Raw genomic sequence first — 19,109 nt, 5'->3', positions numbered from 1 at the left:
CTCCAACATTAATGGTCGTGTGAGACAATATTTACAGGGTGACCATAAAATTTTGATATTTCTCTCTCTGTAAGTTTTTCGTATTCCTCTGGTTTCCCGTGAAAGTGAAGCGTTTTATTCAAGCAAGCTACGTTTGAAGCATACTTTGTCATCGTTCCGGTATCATGTGTTATTAATAGTAAAGTAATACCTTTATTTTGATTTAAATCATGTAAAAGTTCATAGAAGCGTTGTACGTTTTCAGAGTCAACTCCGACTGTTGGCTCATCGAGGATCAGTAATTCAGGTTCACTGACTAATGCACGTGCGATAAAAACCCGTTGTTGCTGGCCACCAGATAATTTACCGATATTTTCACGCGTGTATTCGTTCATACCAACCGCATCGATTGCTTGTAGAATTTTTTCTTTGTCATATCTATTAAAGAATTTAAAGTAACCTACTTTACTAGTAAGACCTGTAGATACAACTTCATAAACAGTAGCTGGAAACTCTCTGTTAAAGGAGTTTGACTTTTGGGAAACAAAGCCAATTTTTGTCCAGTCATTAAATTCTTCAAGTGGTTTATTAAAGAGTGTCACATTCCCGCTAGTAGGTTTCAACATTCCAAGTATGATTTTGGTTAAGGTTGTTTTTCCTCCTCCGTTTGGACCTAACAGTCCTACGAAGGCACCCTTTGGTAATTCGAAATTAACATCATGTAGAACATTTTTCTTTTCAATAGAATAATTAATATTTCTTAAAGTGATGATGGTATCTTGATTCATGTAATTTGCCTCCTTTCATTGGGTTGCTAAATCTAAGACGCTAAGGTTATGCCTCATAATGGATAAATAATCGGATTTTTCTTTTACATCTTTCTCCGTTAGAACGGCCAGGTTATGGATGCTAAGTGCCTCAGCACCAATATGTTCTTGTATAATTTCGGTTACTTTACTAGAAGTATTTTGCTCAACAATCACATACTGTAGCTGACTAGCTTCTGCTTGCTCAATTATTTCTACTAGATCCCTTTGAGATGGTTCGCTCGAAGATGATAATCCGTTTATAGATATTTGTTCTATACCATAGCGCTCCTCCCAGTAGCCATATGCTGCATGGGAAACTAGGATCTCTTTATTTTTTTTCTTACTTAATTCTTCGGAGAAAGCTTCGTCAAGTTGGTGCAAATCCAGTTCCAACAGATGAAAGTTTTCCTCATAAAGTCGTTTCTGATCAGGATTAAGCTCTATTAAGTATTCTGTAATAATGTGACCCATTTCTGCCATACGAAGCGGATCAATCCAAATATGTGGATCGTGATCACCATGGTTATGGCCATCGTGATGATGTTCTTCATGCTCTTCGGGTTCTACCTGATTACTCTCCACGTGATGGTGTTCAACTTCTTCAAATAGCTCTTCATACTCACCTAACTCGAGTAAACTTATATCTACAGATTCCAAAGCCTCTGCAATGCTTTCTGTAAATCCTTCCATTCCAGTTCCAAAGTATATAAAGGCATCGCTTCTAGCGAGCGTAGTCATCGTCTTTGCAGTTGGTTCATAGGTGTGGGCATCAACTCCTGGAGGGAAGATAGATGTGGTCGTGACCGTATCACCACCAATACGCTCGACTATATATTGAATTGGATAAACAGATGTATAAATGCTAAGTTTATTGGATGATTGACTCTCTGTATTTACATTTGTACAACCGAGGAGTAATATACTCATTAATATAATCGTAATAAGACTTGTAAAAAGTTTCATGATTGGCCTCGCAATTTCATAGAATAGCAGTACCTATGATATAGTATCGTAATCGTTACGATTTGTAAATAGGAATGATTACGGTTTTAGGGAAAAGTATAAAATTTAGTACAGAGAAAATTTCCTAATAAGTTTCTTCATAATTTGCCACGAATTAAATAACCTATTCGGTACGGTTTTATTGGCTGTAAAAGAATGTGGATTAAAAATAAATTAGATAATATCCTAATTGGTTATTGCGAAATATCAGAATTTATTTTATAGTTAATGTAGATGGATAGGAGACTGTCCTTAATTTTTTACTCAAAAAATGAATGAGTATTCATTCAAAGTGTGATTGGGGGACAAAACATGAATCGAACAATCAAGCGTGCTGCGGTCTTAGGCTCAGGAGTGATGGGGTCCGGAATCGCTGCTCACTTAGCCAATATCGGCATTCCAACATTAATGCTTGATATTGTACCAAGAGCATTAACGAAAGAAGAGGAGCAAAAAGGTCTCACATTAGAGGATAAGGCAGTACGAAATCGAATCGCAGCCGGAAGTAAGCAATTATTATTAAAACAAAAGCCATCACCTATCACATCCAAAGGAAGTCTAGACTTAATTGAAGTCGGGAATATGGATGATGATATGGAAAGATTAGCAGATGTTGATTGGATTATTGAGGTAGTAGTAGAACGACTAGATGTTAAAAAAATCGTTTTCGAAAAGGTGGATCAGTTCAGAAAGCAAGGATCCATTGTTAGCTCAAACACATCTGGAATTTCTGTTGAAGCAATGGTAGAAGGACGCTCAGAGGACTTTCAAAAAAATTTCCTTGGAACACACTTCTTTAATCCGCCAAGATACTTAAAATTACTAGAAGTTATTCCTACAAAACATACAGATCCTGAAGTTCTTAGCTTTATGAAGACATTTGGTGAGGATGTTTTAGGAAAAGGTGTCGTAGAAGCAAAAGATACACCAAACTTTATTGCCAACCGTATCGGTACGTATGGTTTATTAGTAACCGTAAGAGAGATGCTTAAAGGTGGATATAGTGTTGGTGAAGTCGATTCAGTGACAGGTCCTTTAATCGGAAGACCGAAGAGTGCAACTTTCCGTACATTAGATGTTGTCGGATTAGATACTTTCGTTCATGTAGCACGTAACGTATATGATCAAGTAGACGGCGCAGAGAAAGAAGTATTTGATATACCTGAATTCATGCTAAAAATGCAAGAAAATGGCTGGCTAGGTGCAAAAAGTGGCCAAGGATTTTTCTTGAAAAAGAAGGGGAAAGATGGGAGCACCATCTATGAATTAAACCCTGAAACATTAGAATATGAAGACAATAAAAAATTAAAATCTCCTGCTGTAGAAATAGCAAAGCAAGCAAAAGGCTCACGCAATAAATTGAAAGCGCTTGTAAACGCGAAAGGCGACCGTGCTGGAGATTTGATATGGAACATTTTAAAGCCTGCTTTATTATACTCTGCTGAACTCGTAGGAGAAATAGCAGATGATATACTTGCTATTGATCAAGCGATGAAATGGGGATTCGGATGGGAAATTGGTCCATTTGAAACATGGGATGCAATTGGTCTGAAGAAATCCGTTGAACGCATGAAAGAAGAGGGAGAAACAGTTCCTAATTGGGTAACTGAAATGCTAGAGGCAGGAAATGAATCCTTCTATAAATATGACCATGGTAATGTTTACTTCTTTGATCATGGTGAGTATAAACAACAAGCATTTAATCCAAAAGAAATAAATGTTAAGCGCCTAAAAGATGTTAACGGTGTCATTAAGAAAAATTCAGGAGCTAGCCTTATTGATATCGGGGATGGAGTAGCATTACTAGAGTTCCATTCAAAGAGTAACGCAATCGGTCTTGATACCATTCAAATGGTGAAATTCGCAGTAGAAGAAGTAAATAAAAATTACAAAGGGCTTGTAATCGGAAACCAAGGAAAGAATTTTAGTGTAGGTGCTAACCTAGCGTTAATGCTAATGGAAGCCCAAGAAGATAACTTCTTTGAGCTTGATATGGTTGTTAAGATGTTCCAAGACATGGGAACCACAATCAAATATTCCGACAAACCAGTTGTAGTAGCTCCATTTAATATGACACTTGGAGGAGGAGCTGAGGTATCCTTACCAGCTGCAGCTCTACAAGCATCTGCTGAAACGTATATGGGACTAGTAGAATTTGGTGTCGGTCTTATTCCTGGTGGTGGCGGTACAAAAGAGCTTTATTTAAAGCAACTACGTAATGTACCAAAAGGAATTGATTTTGACTTAACGAAGGTTGCCAATGATGTATTTGAAAAAGTGGCGATGGCGAAAGTGTCTACATCAGCAGAGGAAGCAAGAGAGAATGGCTTCTTAGATGCAAATGACCGAATTAGTGTAAATCCAGATCATTTAATTTATGATGCAAAACAACGCGTACTTGAATTGTACAATGCAGGTTACCGTGCACCAAAACGTGAAAAAATCCCTGTTGTTGGTGAAGCAGGATATGCAGCTATGTTAATAGGGGCTAAAACATTACAGTTCGGTGGTTATGCTTCCGAACATGATGTGAAGATTGCTGAAAAGTTAGCATATGTATTATCTGGTGGACGAATTAAAGAAGGTACGCTAATTGATGAACAGGTAATGCTAGATTTAGAGCGTGAGGCGTTCTTAAGTTTAATTGCCGAGCCAAAAACGCAAGCGCGTATGCAACACATGCTATTAAAAGGAAAACCATTAAGGAATTAGTGAGGGGGAGAGAGTTTTGAGAGAAGCAGTTATTGTAGCAGGTGCTAGAACCCCTGTAGGAAAAGCAAGCAAAGGATCTTTGCGTAACAATCGTCCGGATGATTTAGCAGCTCTTACGATAAAAGAAACGCTAAAACGTGCTGGTGGCTATGATGGGAATATTGATGATGTGATAATCGGTTGTGCTATTCCTGAAGCTGAACAAGGAATGAATATGGCACGTAATATAGCTGGTCTTGCAGGATTAAAACATGACGTACCAGGAATTACAATTAACCGTTATTGTTCTTCTGGTTTACAGAGTATTGCCTTTGCATCAGAACGCATCATGCTAGGAGCAAGTGACACCATTGTTGCTGGTGGTGCGGAATCTATGAGTCTAGTACCAATGCTAGGGCACTCATTTAAGCCAAATCCAACGCTAGTTACAGATGCACCAGGTTATTACATGGGAATGGGGCATACCGCAGAAGAAGTAGCAAATCGATTTGGAATATCACGCGCGGACCAAGATGCATTTGCAGTTGAAAGTCATAAGCGTGCAGCGAAAGCAATCGCAGAAGGTAAGTTTAAAGATGAGATTGTTCCTGTAGAAGTAACAGAACGATTTATTGGGAAGAACAACAAAGTAGAAGAAAAGTCATTTCTTTTCGATACGGATGAAGGTGTACGAGAAGGTACGACAATCGATGTACTTGCAAAATTACGTCCTGCATTTCATGTGAAAGGTTCTGTTACTGCAGGTAACTCATCACAAATGAGTGATGGTGCAGCATCCGTACTAGTAATGGATCGAGAAAAAGCAGAAGCAGAAGGACTAAAACCTTTAGTGAAATTCCGTTCCTTCGCTGTAGCGGGAGTGGAACCAGAGATTATGGGAGTAGGACCAGTAAAAGCAATTCCTAAAGCACTAGAAATCGCCGGTCTAAGCCTTTCTGATATCGGATTATTCGAACTAAACGAAGCATTCGCTTCCCAATCCGTACGTGTAATCCAAGCATTAGATCTAGACACAAGCATCGTAAACGTAAACGGCGGAGCAATCGCCTTAGGACACCCACTAGGCATGACAGGAACCAAACTAACACTAAGCCTAGCCTACGAAATGAAACGCCGAAACGTACAATTCGGAGTAGTAACCATGTGCATCGGCGGAGGCATGGGCGCAGCAGGAGTATTTGAACTGTTATAAGTTAGTAGTTTAAAATTTATTTGGTTTATTAGTAGATTATTACTTTAAGTTTATAGACAAATAACATAAGTTGCTCTGAGCGAGTCGAATACACGAAGACTCCAGCGGGAGGATAGGCATAGGTGAGACCCCACAGTGCGATAGCACGAGGAGGCTCACCAGCCGCCCGCGGAAAGCGAAGTGTATTCGACTCGCGGACTAGGGCTAAAGATATTAAGAGAGGATGTAAACAAATGAGCGAAACAAAAGAAAAATTATTTAAAGGCGGATCCTTCCTAGTAGAAGACCTATCCGGAGAAGACATCATCACACCGGAAGACTTTACAGACGAACACAAAATGATCGCAAAAACAACAGAAGACTTCGTAGTAGGAGAAGTACTACCACTAGTAGAAAAACTAGAAAACCATGAATTCGAACATTCAGTAGACCTACTTAAAAAAGCAGGAGACCTAGGACTATTAGGTGCTGACGTTCCAGAAGAATACGGCGGCCTAGCACTAGATAAAATCAGTTCATCCTTAATCACAGAGAAATTTGCTCGTGCCGGTGGATTTTCCATTACTCACGGAGCACATGTAGGAATTGGATCACTTCCAATAGTTTTCTTTGGTAACGAAGAACAAAAAGAAAAATACCTACCAAAACTTGCAACAGGCGAACTAATTGCAGCATATGCACTAACTGAACCAGGTTCAGGTTCAGACGCATTAGGTGCAAAAACAACTGCTAAATTAAATGAAGCAGGAACGCACTATGTATTAAATGGTGAAAAGCAATGGATTACAAACTCCGCTTTTGCTGACGTATTTGTTGTTTATGCAAAAATCGATGGTGAGCACTTCTCTGCATTTATCGTAGAAAAAGACTTCCCTGGTGTATCTACAGGTCCTGAAGAAAAGAAAATGGGTATCAAATCGTCTTCAACTCGTACATTAATCCTAGAAGATGCGGAAGTGCCAGTTGAGAACTTACTTGGAGAAAAAGGACGCGGCCATATTATCGCATTTAATATCTTGAATGTAGGTCGTTATAAATTAGCTATCGGTGGTGTTGGTGGAGCGAAGCGTGCTCTTGAAGTTGCTACACAATACGTTAACCAACGTAAACAATTCAACACACCAATTTCTAAATTCTCATTAACACAAGAAAAACTTGCTACGATTGCATCTGAAATCTATGCCAACGAAAGTGCTGTATACCGTACAGTTGGACTATTTGAACAGCGCATGGGATCACTAACAGAGGAACAGTTAAAAGACGGAAGAGAAATCGCTCGTGCGATTGCAGAATATCAAATCGAGTGCTCCATGAACAAGTACATGGCTACTGAATTACTTGACCATGCAGCAGATGAAGCGGTACAAATGCACGGTGGTTACGGATTCATGCAAGAGTATGAAGTAGAGCGCATTTATCGTGACTCACGTATCAACCGTATCTTTGAAGGTACAAATGAAATCAACCGTTTACTAGTTCCTGGAACATTGTTGAAGAAGGCCATGAAAGGTGACTTACCACTTTTCCAAAAAGCAATGAGCTTACAGGAAGAGTTAATGATGATGATGCCAGAAGAGCCAGGTTCAGAGCCTCTTGATCAAGAAAAATATTTACTAAGAAACGCAAAGAAAATCGTATTGCTTGGTGCAGGATTAGCGGCACAAAAATACATGCAAAAGATTGAAAAAGAACAAGAAATACTTGTGAATCTTGCTGACATGGTTGCTGAAGTTTACAACATGGAAAGTGCTATCCTTCGTACAGAAAAAGCAATCAATGCTACTGGCGCTGAAAAGAACAAGCAAAAACTTCTGTATACACAAGTTTATGTGCAAGAAGCTTTTAATCGTATAGAGGCTGACGCGAAAGAAACATTAATTGCTGTAGAAGAAGGAGATACGTTACGTATGATGCTTTCCTCTCTACGTAAACTGACTCGTCACACTCCAACTAATGTAATTGTTAAGAAGCGTGAAATCGCAGCCGGGATTATCGAAGCTGAGAAGTACACTGTTTAATATTAATCATGGAAAGAGGTCGATAACAAATCGATCTCTTTTTAGTATTAGATTATCTTAAATATTTGTTAATATAGAATTGAAATTGTAAAATCACGAATCATTAGATAAGTGTGGTGTCAAAAAATTGAATAAACAATTGATAAGTAAGATTGGGAATATCGTAGGTGAAATAAAAAGTATTACAAGATTGGAAGAACAAGGGTGCACTTCTATCGTACAAAAGATTACTACTAATAAGGGGAATTATTTGTTAAAAAGTTCCTTTGAGAAGCGGTATAGAGATTGGCTTAAGCAGGAAGCTCAGGTACTAGAGAAACTAGTTAACCAGACCAAAATACCTGTTCCTCACTTTTACGGGTTTATAGAAGAAAATGATGCTAGCCACTTAATAATGTCATTGGAGGATGGAATCTCTTTATCTAGTGCTTTAGGGAAAGCTAAAGATTCCCAAGAAAAAATAGCATTAATAAAGAGTTTTGGCAGCCTTCTTCAACAACTCCATGAGATAGTTCCAATCGATCCTTTGAATCATGAAGGTGAATGGCTAGAAGTTCAGTTAGAGCTTGCAGAGCGACACTTAGAACAAGGAGGAGTGGACGGAGATAAACTACTACTGGAGAAGTTAAAATTACATAAGCCTCTACCAGTGAAACAGACAGTGATTCATGGAGATTGTACAACTGATAATGTATTAGTAATTAACGGAGAAGTTAAAATGTTTATTGATGTGGCGGGTATGACGGTTGGTGACCCTCGATATGATGAATCATTAGCCATTGGTCGTTTGAAAAATCATGAAGAATACCTGAGAGCTTTTTATGAGGGTTACAAGAGGTATCAGGTTTCGAGCGAAGAGTATTCTTATTTTGATGAAGGTCTTTATGAATTCTTTTGATTTTATAATGATAAAAAAAGAAAGCTAGATTTTTAAATTAATAAAACTAGCTTTCTAAATTATCAAAGGGAATTAAGTTTTAAAACATATTCTTCTATTTCTGTTCCCCTAGCATTCGCAAATCCTTTATCTTCAGAAATCATGTTAAATCCACATTTTCTAAGTACCCTTAAAGAGGCGATATTATCTTTTGCCGCACGAGCAAATAATGGCCTGATGGTAACTACCTCAAGAAACATTGTCAATGCAAGCGTAGTTATTCCTTGGCCCCAATATTCTTTTCCTAGCCAATAGGTTATCTCAGGTTCACCAAACATTTCAAACTTAGCAATATGCCCGACAACAGTGTTTTCTTTAAGGATAGTCCTTATTATGACGGTATCACTCGCCATAATCTTTTTCCAGTGTCCTAGAAACGCTTCCTTATCCAATGGATCTTTGGCTGTGAATGCAGCAATATAATTTGCATCCCTGTCTGTTTGATGGCTATAGAAAATTGGTAGATCAGATTCTTCAATGTCTCTTAAACTAACTTCGCTTACTCGCAAAATAATTTCACCCCGTTTCCTCTTTGTCGGGGAAGAGTTTTCGTCCAATTATCCCAATTACGTACCCAATTATTACACCGATAGTATTTAATATTAAATCATCCACATCAAAGCTTCGAGAGATGACACCGTTAATAGATAGTACTAATTGCATGAATTCAATAAACAACGTACTAATTAAACCTATTAAGAAAACAGTAGAGAAAGTAACTCTTTTCAATAAGAGTAAAGCAAATATACCAATGGGAATAAAGACGACAATATTACCTAACAAATTAATAACTTGTAGAGTAAAATCGTGATGGAAGTTTATATACATATTAATAGTTTTAAAAGGTATTAGATTAATAGAAACGTGATTAGATACTCCCGTAGTAGTAGGAAATAATGTTAAGTAAAGTATGCTTTCTACATATGCTATTAGTAATATATATGTAATTTCACGGGACAGATTCTTCGTTATCTTGTGTTTCTTACGATAAATAAAACGTAGTGGTATGTAAATAATAAGAGTGATAGCAATAAGTAGTATTGGTATGTTATTTATATAATTCATCATATCTCCTTATTTTCTTTGATTGATTCTAAGACTAGTATATCAGCAATTTAAGTAGTTGTAGCCAAAAACTCAAAGTTATTTCATAAAAAACACTCGAAACTTGCTGAGTACCACAACACGAAATCCATATAACTTTTATTCTAAACCAATTCAAGTAATCTCACTTATAATTCGACACAATACATGGTAAAATAACCTTAATAGAGGGGGGATATTTTGGCACTTACATTTTACTGGTATCCAAACTGTGGGACATGCAAAAAAGCGAAGAAATGGTTTGATGAGCATAACGTTTCCTATAACAGCATACATATTGTGGAAGAAACACCTTCTAAGGAAGAGATTTTAGAGCTAATTGAAAAGAGTGGTCTTCCTGCTAAAAAATTCTTTAATACGAGCGGTAAGAAGTATCGTGAATTAAATATTAAAGAGAAGATACAAGATGCAACTAACGAGGAGATGGCAGAGATCCTAGCAATGGATGGGATGCTCATTAAACGGCCAATTGTAACAGATGGAAAAGCTGTAACAGTAGGTTTTAAAGAAGAAGAATATCAAAGTAATTGGGTCTAATTAATAATACTAGCGTAAAACAATTATAGGTTGTATAGTTAATGTACAACCAATTATTCGGAGGGATTACAATGAGCTTACCAAATGAATTATTATATTCAAAAGAACACGAATGGGTAAAAAAAGAAGGTAACACGGTTCGTGTTGGTATTACAGAGTTCGCCCAAGATGAGTTAGGAGATATCGTATTCGTGGAGCTACCAGAAGTTGGCGATGAAATTACTCTTGACGGGCCATTTGGAAGTGTTGAATCTGTTAAAACTGTTTCTGAATTATATGCTCCTGTTAGTGGGAAAGTTGTTGAGGTTAACGCTGAATTAGAGGATAGCCCAGAGCTTGTGAACGAATCACCATATGAAAATGCATGGATGATTGTTGTCGAATTAAGTGATGACTCAGAGCTTGATAACCTATTATCACCTGAAGCATATAAAGAATTAATTGAGCAAGACTAATATAATATTGAATCTTGAGCTGACTTTTTTCCTAATGTAGGAAGAGAGTCAGTTTTAACTTTCCATTTGTCTATACGCCTTACGCTTTTCTAATTAAGGGGGATCTATCATGATGTTACATCAGCCGGATCGTGTTATTATTGTTGAGGGATTAACCGACAAAAAGCAACTGGAAAAGGTTATTGATGATCAGATTACAATAATTTGTACGAATGGAACTTTTGATGTTGAGCGTTTTGATGAAATGCTAGAAACCTATCAATTGGATGAGAAAGATGTTTATATACTTGTTGATGAAGATAAATCAGGGATGAAACTTCGCAAGCAACTATCATTGGAGCTACCACATGCAGATCATATTTATGTGAGCAGCGAGTATCGTGAAGTTGCTGCAACTCCAGAGCGCATATTGGCAATGCTTCTACTTGGTAAGCATATTGCTGTTAATCCCCATTTCTTAGTTTAGCTTACGAGTAGGTGATGATTTGAAAGAAATATCTGAAGAAATATTGGAGGAACAAGACTTTCTATTATATATTTATACGCCGTTCTGTGGAACATGCCATCTAGCTAGAACGATGCTAGAAAAGATTGAGGCTGTGCATCAGGAGACTATTTTTTATGAAATGAATGCCTCTTTGTATCCGGAATTTATGCAAGAAAATAAAATTGAGAGTGTTCCTTGTTTAGTTATTAAAAAGAGTAATAACATACAAGAAAAAATCTATGCATTTCACTCGATTGCTAATATTTATAGTTATCTTTTAGAATATCAGCCAGAGATGTTTACCGAAAATAAATAAATAAATAAATTTATTTTACTAGTTGACACTTTTATAGACTGGTGATATAGTTAACTTTATTGAAAATCGAATATCCAATGAATCTCTTATCCAGAGCGGTGGAGGGAAAGGCCCTATGAAACCGCGGCAACCGTCAGACACTTGTGTTTGAAATGGTGCCAACTCCTACAAAGCATTTATGCTTTGATAGATGAGAGAACGTGAAGATCTAATACTTAAATTATTACGTCTTTCTGTTCTCTTACAGAAGGGCGTTTTTTGTTTGTTTCGAGCTATAAGAACCTTATGTAATTTAGATTTTTGTACATCATAGAAAGAGGAGGGATGTGTATGATTTCCATAGAAGGTTTGACAAAAATATTTCGCTTAAATCAGAAAGAAATTAACGCTGTTGATGATTTGAGTTTAACCATTGAAGATGGTGAAATATTTGGTGTCATAGGTTATAGTGGTGCAGGAAAAAGTACGTTTATCCGATTATTAAATCGACTAGAAGAACCTACTTCAGGCAAGGTAACGATACAAGGTCAAGATATAACAGCTATGCATAAGAGTAACCTTCGAATCGCTAGACAAGATATTGGAATGATATTTCAGCATTTTAATCTGTTGTGGTCTCGTACTGTTAGTGAGAATATTGCTTTTCCACTGGAAATCGCCGGAGTTCCTGACGAAGAAAGAAAACAGCGAGTAAAAGAACTAGTAGAGCTTGTTGGACTTTCTGGAAGGGAAAATGCTTACCCTTCTCAGCTAAGTGGAGGTCAGAAACAACGAGTAGGCATTGCCAGAGCACTAGCTAACAACCCTAAAGTTTTACTTTGTGATGAAGCAACATCAGCATTAGACCCTGAAACGACAAATTCTATACTAGATCTTCTAGTTGATATTAACGAAAGATTGGGTTTAACCATAATACTTATTACTCACGAAATGCATGTGATTCGCAAAATTTGTAACAGAGTTGCAGTTATGGAAAATGGTAAAGTGGTGGAGCAAGGTGATGTGTTGGAAGTCTTCTTAAAACCTCAGCAGGCTGTCACAAAGAAATTTGTAGAGCAAGTGATGGGAAATGAAGATGGTGACCTAGATCAGTTATTGGAAGTTTACACTAGTGGTAAGGTTGTGCGATTACATTTTGTTGGGGAGTCTGCAAACCAAGCTTTAATTAGTAAAATTTCCAGAGAATACGAAGTAGAAATTAATATACTCCAAGGGAAAATTACCCAAACGAAGCTAGGAGCTTACGGTACGCTTGTCGTACAAATTAATGGTAACTCAAGCGAAATAAGTAAAGCAATAAGCTTTATCAACGATAAAACCTCAGTAGAAGTGGAGGTTTTAGAAAATGCTTAATGAATTATTTCCAAATGTGGTTATTGAAGATTTATTAGTAGCAACTGGTGAGACTTTTTATATGACTTTACTTGCTTTGGTAGGATCAATTATTTTTGGGGTAATATTAGGTCTTCTACTGTACTTAACTTCTAAGGGAGCCCTTTGGGAAAATAAGGGACTGAATATAATTGTAGCTGCTATCGTTAATATTTTTAGAGCAATTCCCTTTATCATTTTAATTTTATTATTAATCCCTTTTACCACATTCTTAATAGGTACGTTTAGAGGCTCGAATGCCGCTTTACCTGCACTTATTATTGGTTCTGCACCTTTCTATGCAAGGTTAGTAGAAATCGGTTTACGTGAAGTGGATAAAGGAGTAATAGAAGCCGCACAATCGATGGGAGCAAAAACAAAAACAATCATTTTTAAAGTGTTATTACCTGAATCGATGCCTGCTCTTGTTTCAGGGGCAACCGTAACAGCAATTGCATTAATTGGATACACGGCAGTTGCTGGAGTTATTGGTGCTGGTGGACTAGGTGATTTTGCCTATTACCACGGTTTTGTACGACGTGATTTTGATGTTGTATTTGTTTGTACTGTATTAATCATTATAATTGTTTTCATTTTCCAATTTATTGGTGACTTAATTACTAAGAAATTGGATAAAAGATAAAAAACTAAACATAAGGGAGATAAAAAGATGAAGAAATTATTATTTGTACTATCCATTATACTTATTGGACTATTAGCTGCTTGTGGAAATGATGATGTTATTAAAATTGGTGCAACAAGTACACCACACGCTGAAGTTTTAGAAAAGGCTAAACCTATTCTTGAAGAGGAGGGAATTACAATTGAAATTGAAGAGTATTCCGATTACTTCTTACCTAACCTGGATTTAGATGAAGGTGCAATTGATGCTAACTATTTCCAACATATTCCATTCTTTGAAGGTGAAACATCAGATCCAGACAAAGCATATGATATTGTTAATTTAGGTGGAATTCATATTGAACCAATTGCGATTTATTCAAAAGGAATTACAAGTGTTGAAGAGATTCCAGAAGGCACAGAAGTAATTATTAGTCGTAATGATGCAGATCACCTGCGTGTACTTGAATTATTTGAAGCAGAAGGTTTGATTAAGATTGCAGATGATATTGAGGATCCACTAACATTATCACAAGACGATATTGTTGAAAATCCGTTAAACTTACAATTCTTATTTGGTGAAGTTAATCCAGAATTCCTAATTGAGGCTTATAACAATGAGGAAGATACCCTTGTGGCAATTAATACTAACTATGCAATCGAAGGTGACCTGAAGCCACTAGAAGATGCATTATTTGTTGAAGGTGAAGAATCTGATTATGTAAATATTGTTGCTGCACGTGCAGAAGATAAAGATAATGAGGACTTAAAGAAAATTGTTGAAGTTCTACAATCGGAAGAAATTCAAAACTTCATCTTAGAAAAATATGATGGAGCAGTTGTACCAGTAGGCGGTAATAACTAAATTATAGAGATGACCAGTGATTTATTACTGGTCATTTTTTATGATTGATCATATAGAGAGAAATGTGACTTGCGAAACTCCTCTGAGCAGCCAGCATACACGGAGACTCCTGCGGGAGGATAGGCTTAGGTGAGACCCCACAAGATGCACCTGTGTCTACTAGTATTGCTACGAAGCAGGCTTCCTCGGTGCAAGGCAGCAAGGAAGTATACTCAAGTAGTAGCCTGGCTCACCAGCCGCCCGCGGAAAGCGGAGTGTATGCTGGCTGCGGGCTACGATGCTATAATCTTAGCATTTACTAGTATATGCAAGGAAACATCCAAATGTTTATGAAAAGTCCAATTATATGTAATGGAGCACTTTATACGTAGTAAGAATTGAAATGAAGCAATTAAATCGAGTTTGGTGTCCTTTCGATAATCATGTAACATTAGAATTGTTAATAAAACGAAAGGATGATTCACTATTAATAGTGGAATTAAGATGAATTATACCCCAGAAATGGAAAAAGCGATGCAAACGTCACATCAAATGGGGTATGCTGAGTATTGTCGCAAACTGGAAAACCGGATGAAGGTTGAAAAGAGAAGACAAGAAGATTACAATAAAAGCAAGCAAATTGTAGCTGAAATAGATAGTCAACTATTTAAATAATTTACTTAAACTTGAGGATATTCCATAAGAATATCCTCTTTCCTTTGGTTATAGATTAATAATCTATTATTAGGACTATAAAAGCCTAGGAAACTTTGATTTTTAAATAAAATGGAACTTATAAAAATCCGTGTTTTTTCCTATTATAATATGGACAAACTTGTGCAACCTAAAAAAGTTGATTATCAATTCGAAATGCTATAAGATTGTAATGAGAATAAATTGAGAATGGATATCATTATATTACATATCCAAAAACAAGATAATATATGGAGGTATCGATATGGCAGGATCTACATTAGAAATTAAAAATCTTCATGTTGAAATTGAAGGTAAAGAAATATTAAAGGGTGTTGATTTAACAATTAAAGGTGGGGAATTCCATGCAATCATGGGTCCAAACGGAACAGGTAAATCAACATTAGCATCTGCAATTATGGGGCATCCAAAGTATGAAATTACAGAAGGAAGCGTTCTTTTAAATGGTGAAGATGTATTAGAGATGGAAGTAGATGAGCGTGCACGTGCTGGTCTATTCTTAGCGATGCAGTATCCTAGTGAGATTAGTGGTGTAACTACTTCTGACTTCCTACGTTCAGCAATTAACGCACGCCGTGAAGAAGGCGATGAAATTCCTTTAATGAAATTCATTAAGGACTTAGATAAAGACTTAGATTACCTAGAAATCGATCAAAGCATGGCAACAAGATACTTAAATGAAGGATTCTCAGGTGGGGAAAAGAAACGTAATGAAATTCTTCAATTAATGCAAATTAAGCCTGATATTGCTATCTTAGATGAGATTGATTCAGGATTAGATATTGACGCATTAAAAGTTGTTTCAAAAGGGATCAACAAAATGCGTGGCGAAAACTTCGGTTGCTTAATTATTACACACTATCAACGTCTATTAAATTATATTACTCCAGACTTTGTACACGTTATGATGCAAGGTCGCGTTGTGAAATCCGGTGGACCTGAACTAGCTCATCGTTTGGAAGCAGAAGGATATGACTGGATTAAAGAAGAATTAGGTATTGAAGACGAAACAGTTGGGCAAAACGCTTAATAGTTAGGAGGGGTAATATGGCTGTAGACACAAAGCTACCTTATGATAAAAGTTATATTGAACAGTTCTCTAGCGAACGTAATGAACCAGCTTGGATGAAGGAATTACGTATAAATGCGCTAGAACAAGCTGAATCTTTAGAATTACCAAAACCAGATAAAACAAAAATCGGTAATTGGAATTTTACACGTTTCAAGCATGTAGCTACAGGAGAAACAATTTCTTCATTAACAGATTTACCGGCTGAAATTCAAGATTTCTTTGATGTTGAGAACTTACCAGAGAATATTGTTATTCAGCGTAACCACTCTGTAGCTTTCGCACAATTAAACGAAGAACTTAAAAATAAAGGTGTAATCTTTACAGATATTTTTACAGCTCTGAAAGAACATGAAGAACTAGTAAAACGTTATTACATGAAAGATGCTGTGTCCGTTGATGAACATAAATTAACTGCCTTACACGCAGCTTTAATGAATGGTGGCGTCTTTGTTTATGTTCCTAAGAATGTTCAAATTGAAGAACCACTTCAAGCTGTATTCTGGCAAGAAGACCCAGAAGTAGCGCTAGTAAACCATGTGTTAGTAGTAGCTGAAGAAAACAGTGAACTAACTTATGTTGAAAATTACATTTCTAATAATAAAGAAGAAGCTACAGTTGCTAATATCGTTACAGAGGTTATTGCACAAGATAATGCTAAAATCTCGTTTGGTGCGGTAGATAATTTTGCAGCAGGTACGACAACGTATGTGAATCGACGTGGTGTCGGTTATCGTCATGCAACTATTGACTGGGCTCTTGGACAAATGAACGATGGTAATACAGTATCGGAAAACGTAACACATCTAATTGGTGATGGATCTGTTTCTAATGCTAATGCGGTTACTGTTGGCCGTGGGAAGCAAATTCAAAACTTTACTGCTAAAATTGCGCAGTGGGGTAAAAATTCTGATGCACAAATCTTACAACGTGGTGTAATGAAAGAGAGTGCAACTACTATCTTCAACGCAATTGGTAAGATTGAACATGGTGCTACAGGTGCTAATAATGAACAAACATCTCGCGTTCTAATGTTAAGTGAGAAGGCACGTGGTGATGCCAACCCAATTCTATTAATCGAAGAAGATGATGTGACTGCAGGACACGCGGCTTCCGTTGGCCGTGTAGACCCTATGCAACTTTACTACCTCATGAGTCGTGGTATTACACAAGAAGAGGCAGAACGATTAGTTATTCATGGTTTCTTAGATCCAGTAGTTGCTCAACTACCTATTGCTGCTGTTAAAAAACAGTTAAAACAAGTAATTGAAAGGAAAGTTAACTAATGGACGTAAAAGCTATCCGGCAGATGTTTCCGATACTTGATCAGGAAGTCAATGGCCATCCATTAGTTTATCTTGATTCTTCTGCAACTTCACAGAAACCAATTTCTGTGATCGAGGCAGTTGAAAATTACTACCGTTTTGACAATGCGAATGTTCACCGTGGTGTTCATACATTAGGGTCTCGTGCTACAGATCAATATGAGGGTGCACGAGAGAAGGTTCGTAGGTTTATCAATGCGAAGAGTACACAGGAAATAATTTTTAATCGTGGTACAACTACTGCTATTAATTCAGTTGCTATGAGTTATGCTCGAGCAAACTTGAAACCTGGAGATGAAATTCTAATAACTCCAATGGAGCATCATAGTAATATTATTCCTTGGCAGCAAGCTGCAAAAGCAACAGGTGCAACGCTAAACTATGTTCCCTTACAAGCTGATGGTACGGTATCTTTGGATGATTACCGCCAGCTTGTTACGGAGAATACGAAGATTGTAGCAATTGCACATGTTTCTAATGTATTGGGAACAATAAACCCAGTTAAAGAAATAGCTACCATTGCACATAGCAAAGGTGCTATCCTTGTAGTTGATGGTGCACAAGGTGTTCCTCATATGAAAGTAGATGTGCAGGATTTAGATTGTGATTTCTATGCTTTCTCTGGACATAAAATGCTAGCACCAACTGGTATCGGTGTTTTATATGGCAAAAGGGAGTTACTTGAGAACATGGAGCCTGTGGAATTCGGTGGAGAAATGATTGATTTTGTTTCACTACAAGATTCTACATGGAAAGAACTACCTTGGAAGTTTGAAGGTGGTACTCCTATTATTGGGGGAGCAATTGGTCTTGCTGCTGCGATTGACTTTTTAGAAGAAGTCGGCATGGATAACATTCTAGACCATGAACAAAAATTAGCAGATTATGTGATGGATCGTTTACGCACGGTTGAAGGCATTAAAGTCTATGGACCAGAACACAGAGCAGCTCTAGTCACATTTAACCTTGGGGATGTTCATCCACATGATGTTGCAACTGCATTAGATTCTTATGGAATAGCTGTTCGAGCTGGCCATCACTGTGCACAACCATTAATGAAATGGTTGAATGTAACAGCAACAGCAAGAGCAAGCTTCTATCTATATAATACAGAAGATGATGTAGAAAAATTAGTAGACGGACTTTTGAAGACGAAGGAGTTTTTCGGTCATGTCTTTTAACAACTTGGAAACACTTTACAGACAAGTTATTATGGATCATTATAAAAACCCACGAAACCGCGGTGAACTTGAAGGTGACGCATTAACAGTGGATATGAATAATCCAACATGTGGTGACCGTATACAACTTCAACTACAAGTGGAAGATGGAGTAGTAAAAGATGCTAAGTTTCAAGGGGAAGGTTGCTCGATTAGTATGTCATCAGCATCTATGATGACACAAGCAATTAAAGGAAAACCTGTATCAGATGCTCTCCAAATGTCGAAAATCTTTTCAGAGATGATGCTTGGGGAGGAAGTTGATTCAGAGCTAGAACTAGGAGATGCAGAAGCATTGAGTGGTGTTTCGCAATTCCCAGCTCGAATCAAATGTGCAACCCTAGCATGGAAAGCGATGGAAAAGGGAGTTAATGAGAAGTAACGAATACTTAAAGGA

20 protein-coding genes and 1 riboswitch are annotated in these 19,109 nt (G+C 37.1%); of the genes, 16 read left to right on the top strand and 4 right to left on the bottom strand.

Annotation, left to right across the window (positions count from 1 at the left end; genetic code table 11):
* Positions 1 to 8 precede the first annotated feature (8 nt).
* Positions 9 to 767 carry a metal ABC transporter ATP-binding protein gene (locus TE34_RS04900; RefSeq protein ID WP_047983709.1) on the bottom strand — a complete coding sequence of 253 codons (759 nt, stop codon included), beginning with the start codon at positions 765 to 767 and terminating at the stop codon, positions 9 to 11.
* 15 nt (positions 768 to 782) lie between these two features.
* Positions 783 to 1,751, bottom strand: a complete 969-nt coding sequence (locus tag TE34_RS04895; RefSeq protein ID WP_047983708.1) for a metal ABC transporter solute-binding protein, Zn/Mn family — start codon at positions 1,749 to 1,751, stop codon at positions 783 to 785.
* 351 nt (positions 1,752 to 2,102) lie between these two features.
* Between TE34_RS04895 and TE34_RS04890 the strand changes: the two genes are divergently transcribed.
* From TE34_RS04890 to TE34_RS04875, 4 genes are all read left to right on the top strand, one after another.
* Positions 2,103 to 4,502 (top strand): 3-hydroxyacyl-CoA dehydrogenase/enoyl-CoA hydratase family protein, encoded by a 2,400-nt coding sequence (locus TE34_RS04890; protein ID WP_047983707.1) that lies wholly within the window; start codon positions 2,103 to 2,105, stop codon positions 4,500 to 4,502.
* Positions 4,503 to 4,518: 16 nt separating this feature from the next.
* On the top strand, positions 4,519 to 5,694 hold the full coding sequence (locus tag TE34_RS04885) for an acetyl-CoA C-acetyltransferase (protein WP_047983706.1): 1,176 nt from the start codon (positions 4,519 to 4,521) through the stop codon (positions 5,692 to 5,694).
* Between the two features lie 233 nt (positions 5,695 to 5,927).
* The gene (locus TE34_RS04880; RefSeq protein ID WP_047983705.1) at positions 5,928 to 7,712 is read left to right on the top strand and encodes an acyl-CoA dehydrogenase family protein; all 1,785 of its coding nucleotides are present in this window, start codon (positions 5,928 to 5,930) and stop codon (positions 7,710 to 7,712) included.
* A gap of 127 nt (positions 7,713 to 7,839) precedes the next feature.
* Positions 7,840 to 8,610: a phosphotransferase gene (locus TE34_RS04875; RefSeq protein WP_047983704.1), complete on the top strand. Its 771-nt coding sequence runs from the start codon at positions 7,840 to 7,842 to the stop codon at positions 8,608 to 8,610.
* 62 nt (positions 8,611 to 8,672) lie between these two features.
* On the opposite strand, the gene TE34_RS04870 is transcribed toward TE34_RS04875, so the two are convergent.
* Positions 8,673 to 9,158: a GNAT family N-acetyltransferase gene (locus TE34_RS04870; protein WP_047983703.1), complete on the bottom strand. Its 486-nt coding sequence runs from the start codon at positions 9,156 to 9,158 to the stop codon at positions 8,673 to 8,675.
* A 7-nt stretch (positions 9,159 to 9,165) separates the two neighbouring features.
* On the bottom strand, positions 9,166 to 9,714 hold the full coding sequence (locus TE34_RS20195; RefSeq protein ID WP_053074975.1) for a VanZ family protein: 549 nt from the start codon (positions 9,712 to 9,714) through the stop codon (positions 9,166 to 9,168).
* A 219-nt stretch (positions 9,715 to 9,933) separates the two neighbouring features.
* On the opposite strand from TE34_RS20195, the gene TE34_RS04860 reads away from it, so the two are divergent.
* From TE34_RS04860 to sufU, 12 genes are all read left to right on the top strand, one after another.
* Entirely contained in the window at positions 9,934 to 10,290 is a 357-nt protein-coding gene (locus tag TE34_RS04860; RefSeq protein WP_047983702.1) for an arsenate reductase family protein, read from the top strand.
* 71 nt (positions 10,291 to 10,361) lie between these two features.
* Positions 10,362 to 10,745: a glycine cleavage system protein GcvH gene (gene gcvH / locus TE34_RS04855; RefSeq protein WP_047983701.1), complete on the top strand. Its 384-nt coding sequence runs from the start codon at positions 10,362 to 10,364 to the stop codon at positions 10,743 to 10,745.
* A gap of 109 nt (positions 10,746 to 10,854) precedes the next feature.
* Positions 10,855 to 11,211 carry a toprim domain-containing protein gene (locus tag TE34_RS04850; RefSeq protein WP_084710627.1) on the top strand — a complete coding sequence of 119 codons (357 nt, stop codon included), beginning with the start codon at positions 10,855 to 10,857 and terminating at the stop codon, positions 11,209 to 11,211.
* A 19-nt stretch (positions 11,212 to 11,230) separates the two neighbouring features.
* Positions 11,231 to 11,548 (top strand): thioredoxin family protein, encoded by a 318-nt coding sequence (locus tag TE34_RS04845; RefSeq protein ID WP_047983700.1) that lies wholly within the window; start codon positions 11,231 to 11,233, stop codon positions 11,546 to 11,548.
* A gap of 83 nt (positions 11,549 to 11,631) precedes the next feature.
* Positions 11,632 to 11,745: riboswitch (SAM riboswitch) on the top strand.
* A 133-nt stretch (positions 11,746 to 11,878) separates the two neighbouring features.
* Positions 11,879 to 12,901: a methionine ABC transporter ATP-binding protein gene (locus TE34_RS04840; RefSeq protein WP_047983699.1), complete on the top strand. Its 1,023-nt coding sequence runs from the start codon at positions 11,879 to 11,881 to the stop codon at positions 12,899 to 12,901.
* The gene (locus TE34_RS04835) at positions 12,894 to 13,562 is read left to right on the top strand and encodes a methionine ABC transporter permease (protein WP_047983698.1); all 669 of its coding nucleotides are present in this window, start codon (positions 12,894 to 12,896) and stop codon (positions 13,560 to 13,562) included. The genes TE34_RS04840 and TE34_RS04835 overlap by 8 nt, the downstream gene beginning before the upstream one ends.
* A 27-nt stretch (positions 13,563 to 13,589) precedes the next feature.
* Positions 13,590 to 14,405, top strand: coding sequence for a MetQ/NlpA family ABC transporter substrate-binding protein (locus tag TE34_RS04830; protein ID WP_047983697.1), 816 nt, complete (start codon positions 13,590 to 13,592; stop codon positions 14,403 to 14,405).
* A gap of 483 nt (positions 14,406 to 14,888) precedes the next feature.
* Entirely contained in the window at positions 14,889 to 15,059 is a 171-nt protein-coding gene (locus TE34_RS21195; protein WP_169749086.1) for a hypothetical protein, read from the top strand.
* Between the two features lie 283 nt (positions 15,060 to 15,342).
* Positions 15,343 to 16,128, top strand: a complete 786-nt coding sequence (gene sufC, locus TE34_RS04825) for a Fe-S cluster assembly ATPase SufC (protein ID WP_047983696.1) — start codon at positions 15,343 to 15,345, stop codon at positions 16,126 to 16,128.
* Between the two features lie 17 nt (positions 16,129 to 16,145).
* On the top strand, positions 16,146 to 17,453 hold the full coding sequence (sufD, locus tag TE34_RS04820; protein ID WP_047983695.1) for a Fe-S cluster assembly protein SufD: 1,308 nt from the start codon (positions 16,146 to 16,148) through the stop codon (positions 17,451 to 17,453).
* A complete protein-coding gene (locus tag TE34_RS04815; RefSeq protein WP_047983694.1) occupies positions 17,453 to 18,673 on the top strand; it encodes a cysteine desulfurase in 1,221 nt (406 codons plus the stop codon). The genes sufD and TE34_RS04815 overlap by 1 nt, the downstream gene beginning before the upstream one ends.
* Positions 18,663 to 19,094, top strand: a complete 432-nt coding sequence (gene sufU / locus TE34_RS04810; protein WP_047983693.1) for a Fe-S cluster assembly sulfur transfer protein SufU — start codon at positions 18,663 to 18,665, stop codon at positions 19,092 to 19,094. Before TE34_RS04815 ends, sufU begins: the two co-directional genes overlap by 11 nt.
* The last annotated feature ends 15 nt before the right edge of the window (positions 19,095 to 19,109 follow it).

Origin of the sequence: Ornithinibacillus californiensis, from assembly GCF_001038485.1 — a bacterium.
Classification (GTDB): Bacteria; Bacillota; Bacilli; order Bacillales; family Amphibacillaceae; genus Ornithinibacillus; species Ornithinibacillus californiensis.
This window is presented reverse-complemented; position numbering and strand designations above follow the sequence as displayed.

Bases quoted from the DNA above. Each gene is read 5' to 3' on its own strand.
- TE34_RS04900 (WP_047983709.1), bottom strand. From the start codon at position 767: ATGAATCAAGATACCATCATCACTTTAAGAAATATTAATTATTCTATT.
- TE34_RS04895 (WP_047983708.1), bottom strand. From the start codon at position 1,751: ATGAAACTTTTTACAAGTCTTATTACGATTATATTAATGAGTATATTA.
- TE34_RS04890 (WP_047983707.1), top strand. From the start codon at position 2,103: ATGAATCGAACAATCAAGCGTGCTGCGGTCTTAGGCTCAGGAGTGATG.
- TE34_RS04880 (WP_047983705.1), top strand. From the start codon at position 5,928: ATGAGCGAAACAAAAGAAAAATTATTTAAAGGCGGATCCTTCCTAGTA.
- TE34_RS20195 (WP_053074975.1), bottom strand. From the start codon at position 9,714: ATGAATTATATAAATAACATACCAATACTACTTATTGCTATCACTCTT.
- gcvH (WP_047983701.1), top strand. From the start codon at position 10,362: ATGAGCTTACCAAATGAATTATTATATTCAAAAGAACACGAATGGGTA.
- TE34_RS04850 (WP_084710627.1), top strand. From the start codon at position 10,855: ATGATGTTACATCAGCCGGATCGTGTTATTATTGTTGAGGGATTAACC.
- TE34_RS04840 (WP_047983699.1), top strand. From the start codon at position 11,879: ATGATTTCCATAGAAGGTTTGACAAAAATATTTCGCTTAAATCAGAAA.
- TE34_RS04835 (WP_047983698.1), top strand. From the start codon at position 12,894: ATGCTTAATGAATTATTTCCAAATGTGGTTATTGAAGATTTATTAGTA.
- TE34_RS04830 (WP_047983697.1), top strand. From the start codon at position 13,590: ATGAAGAAATTATTATTTGTACTATCCATTATACTTATTGGACTATTA.
- TE34_RS21195 (WP_169749086.1), top strand. From the start codon at position 14,889: ATGAATTATACCCCAGAAATGGAAAAAGCGATGCAAACGTCACATCAA.
- sufC (WP_047983696.1), top strand. From the start codon at position 15,343: ATGGCAGGATCTACATTAGAAATTAAAAATCTTCATGTTGAAATTGAA.
- sufD (WP_047983695.1), top strand. From the start codon at position 16,146: ATGGCTGTAGACACAAAGCTACCTTATGATAAAAGTTATATTGAACAG.
- TE34_RS04815 (WP_047983694.1), top strand. From the start codon at position 17,453: ATGGACGTAAAAGCTATCCGGCAGATGTTTCCGATACTTGATCAGGAA.
- sufU (WP_047983693.1), top strand. From the start codon at position 18,663: ATGTCTTTTAACAACTTGGAAACACTTTACAGACAAGTTATTATGGAT.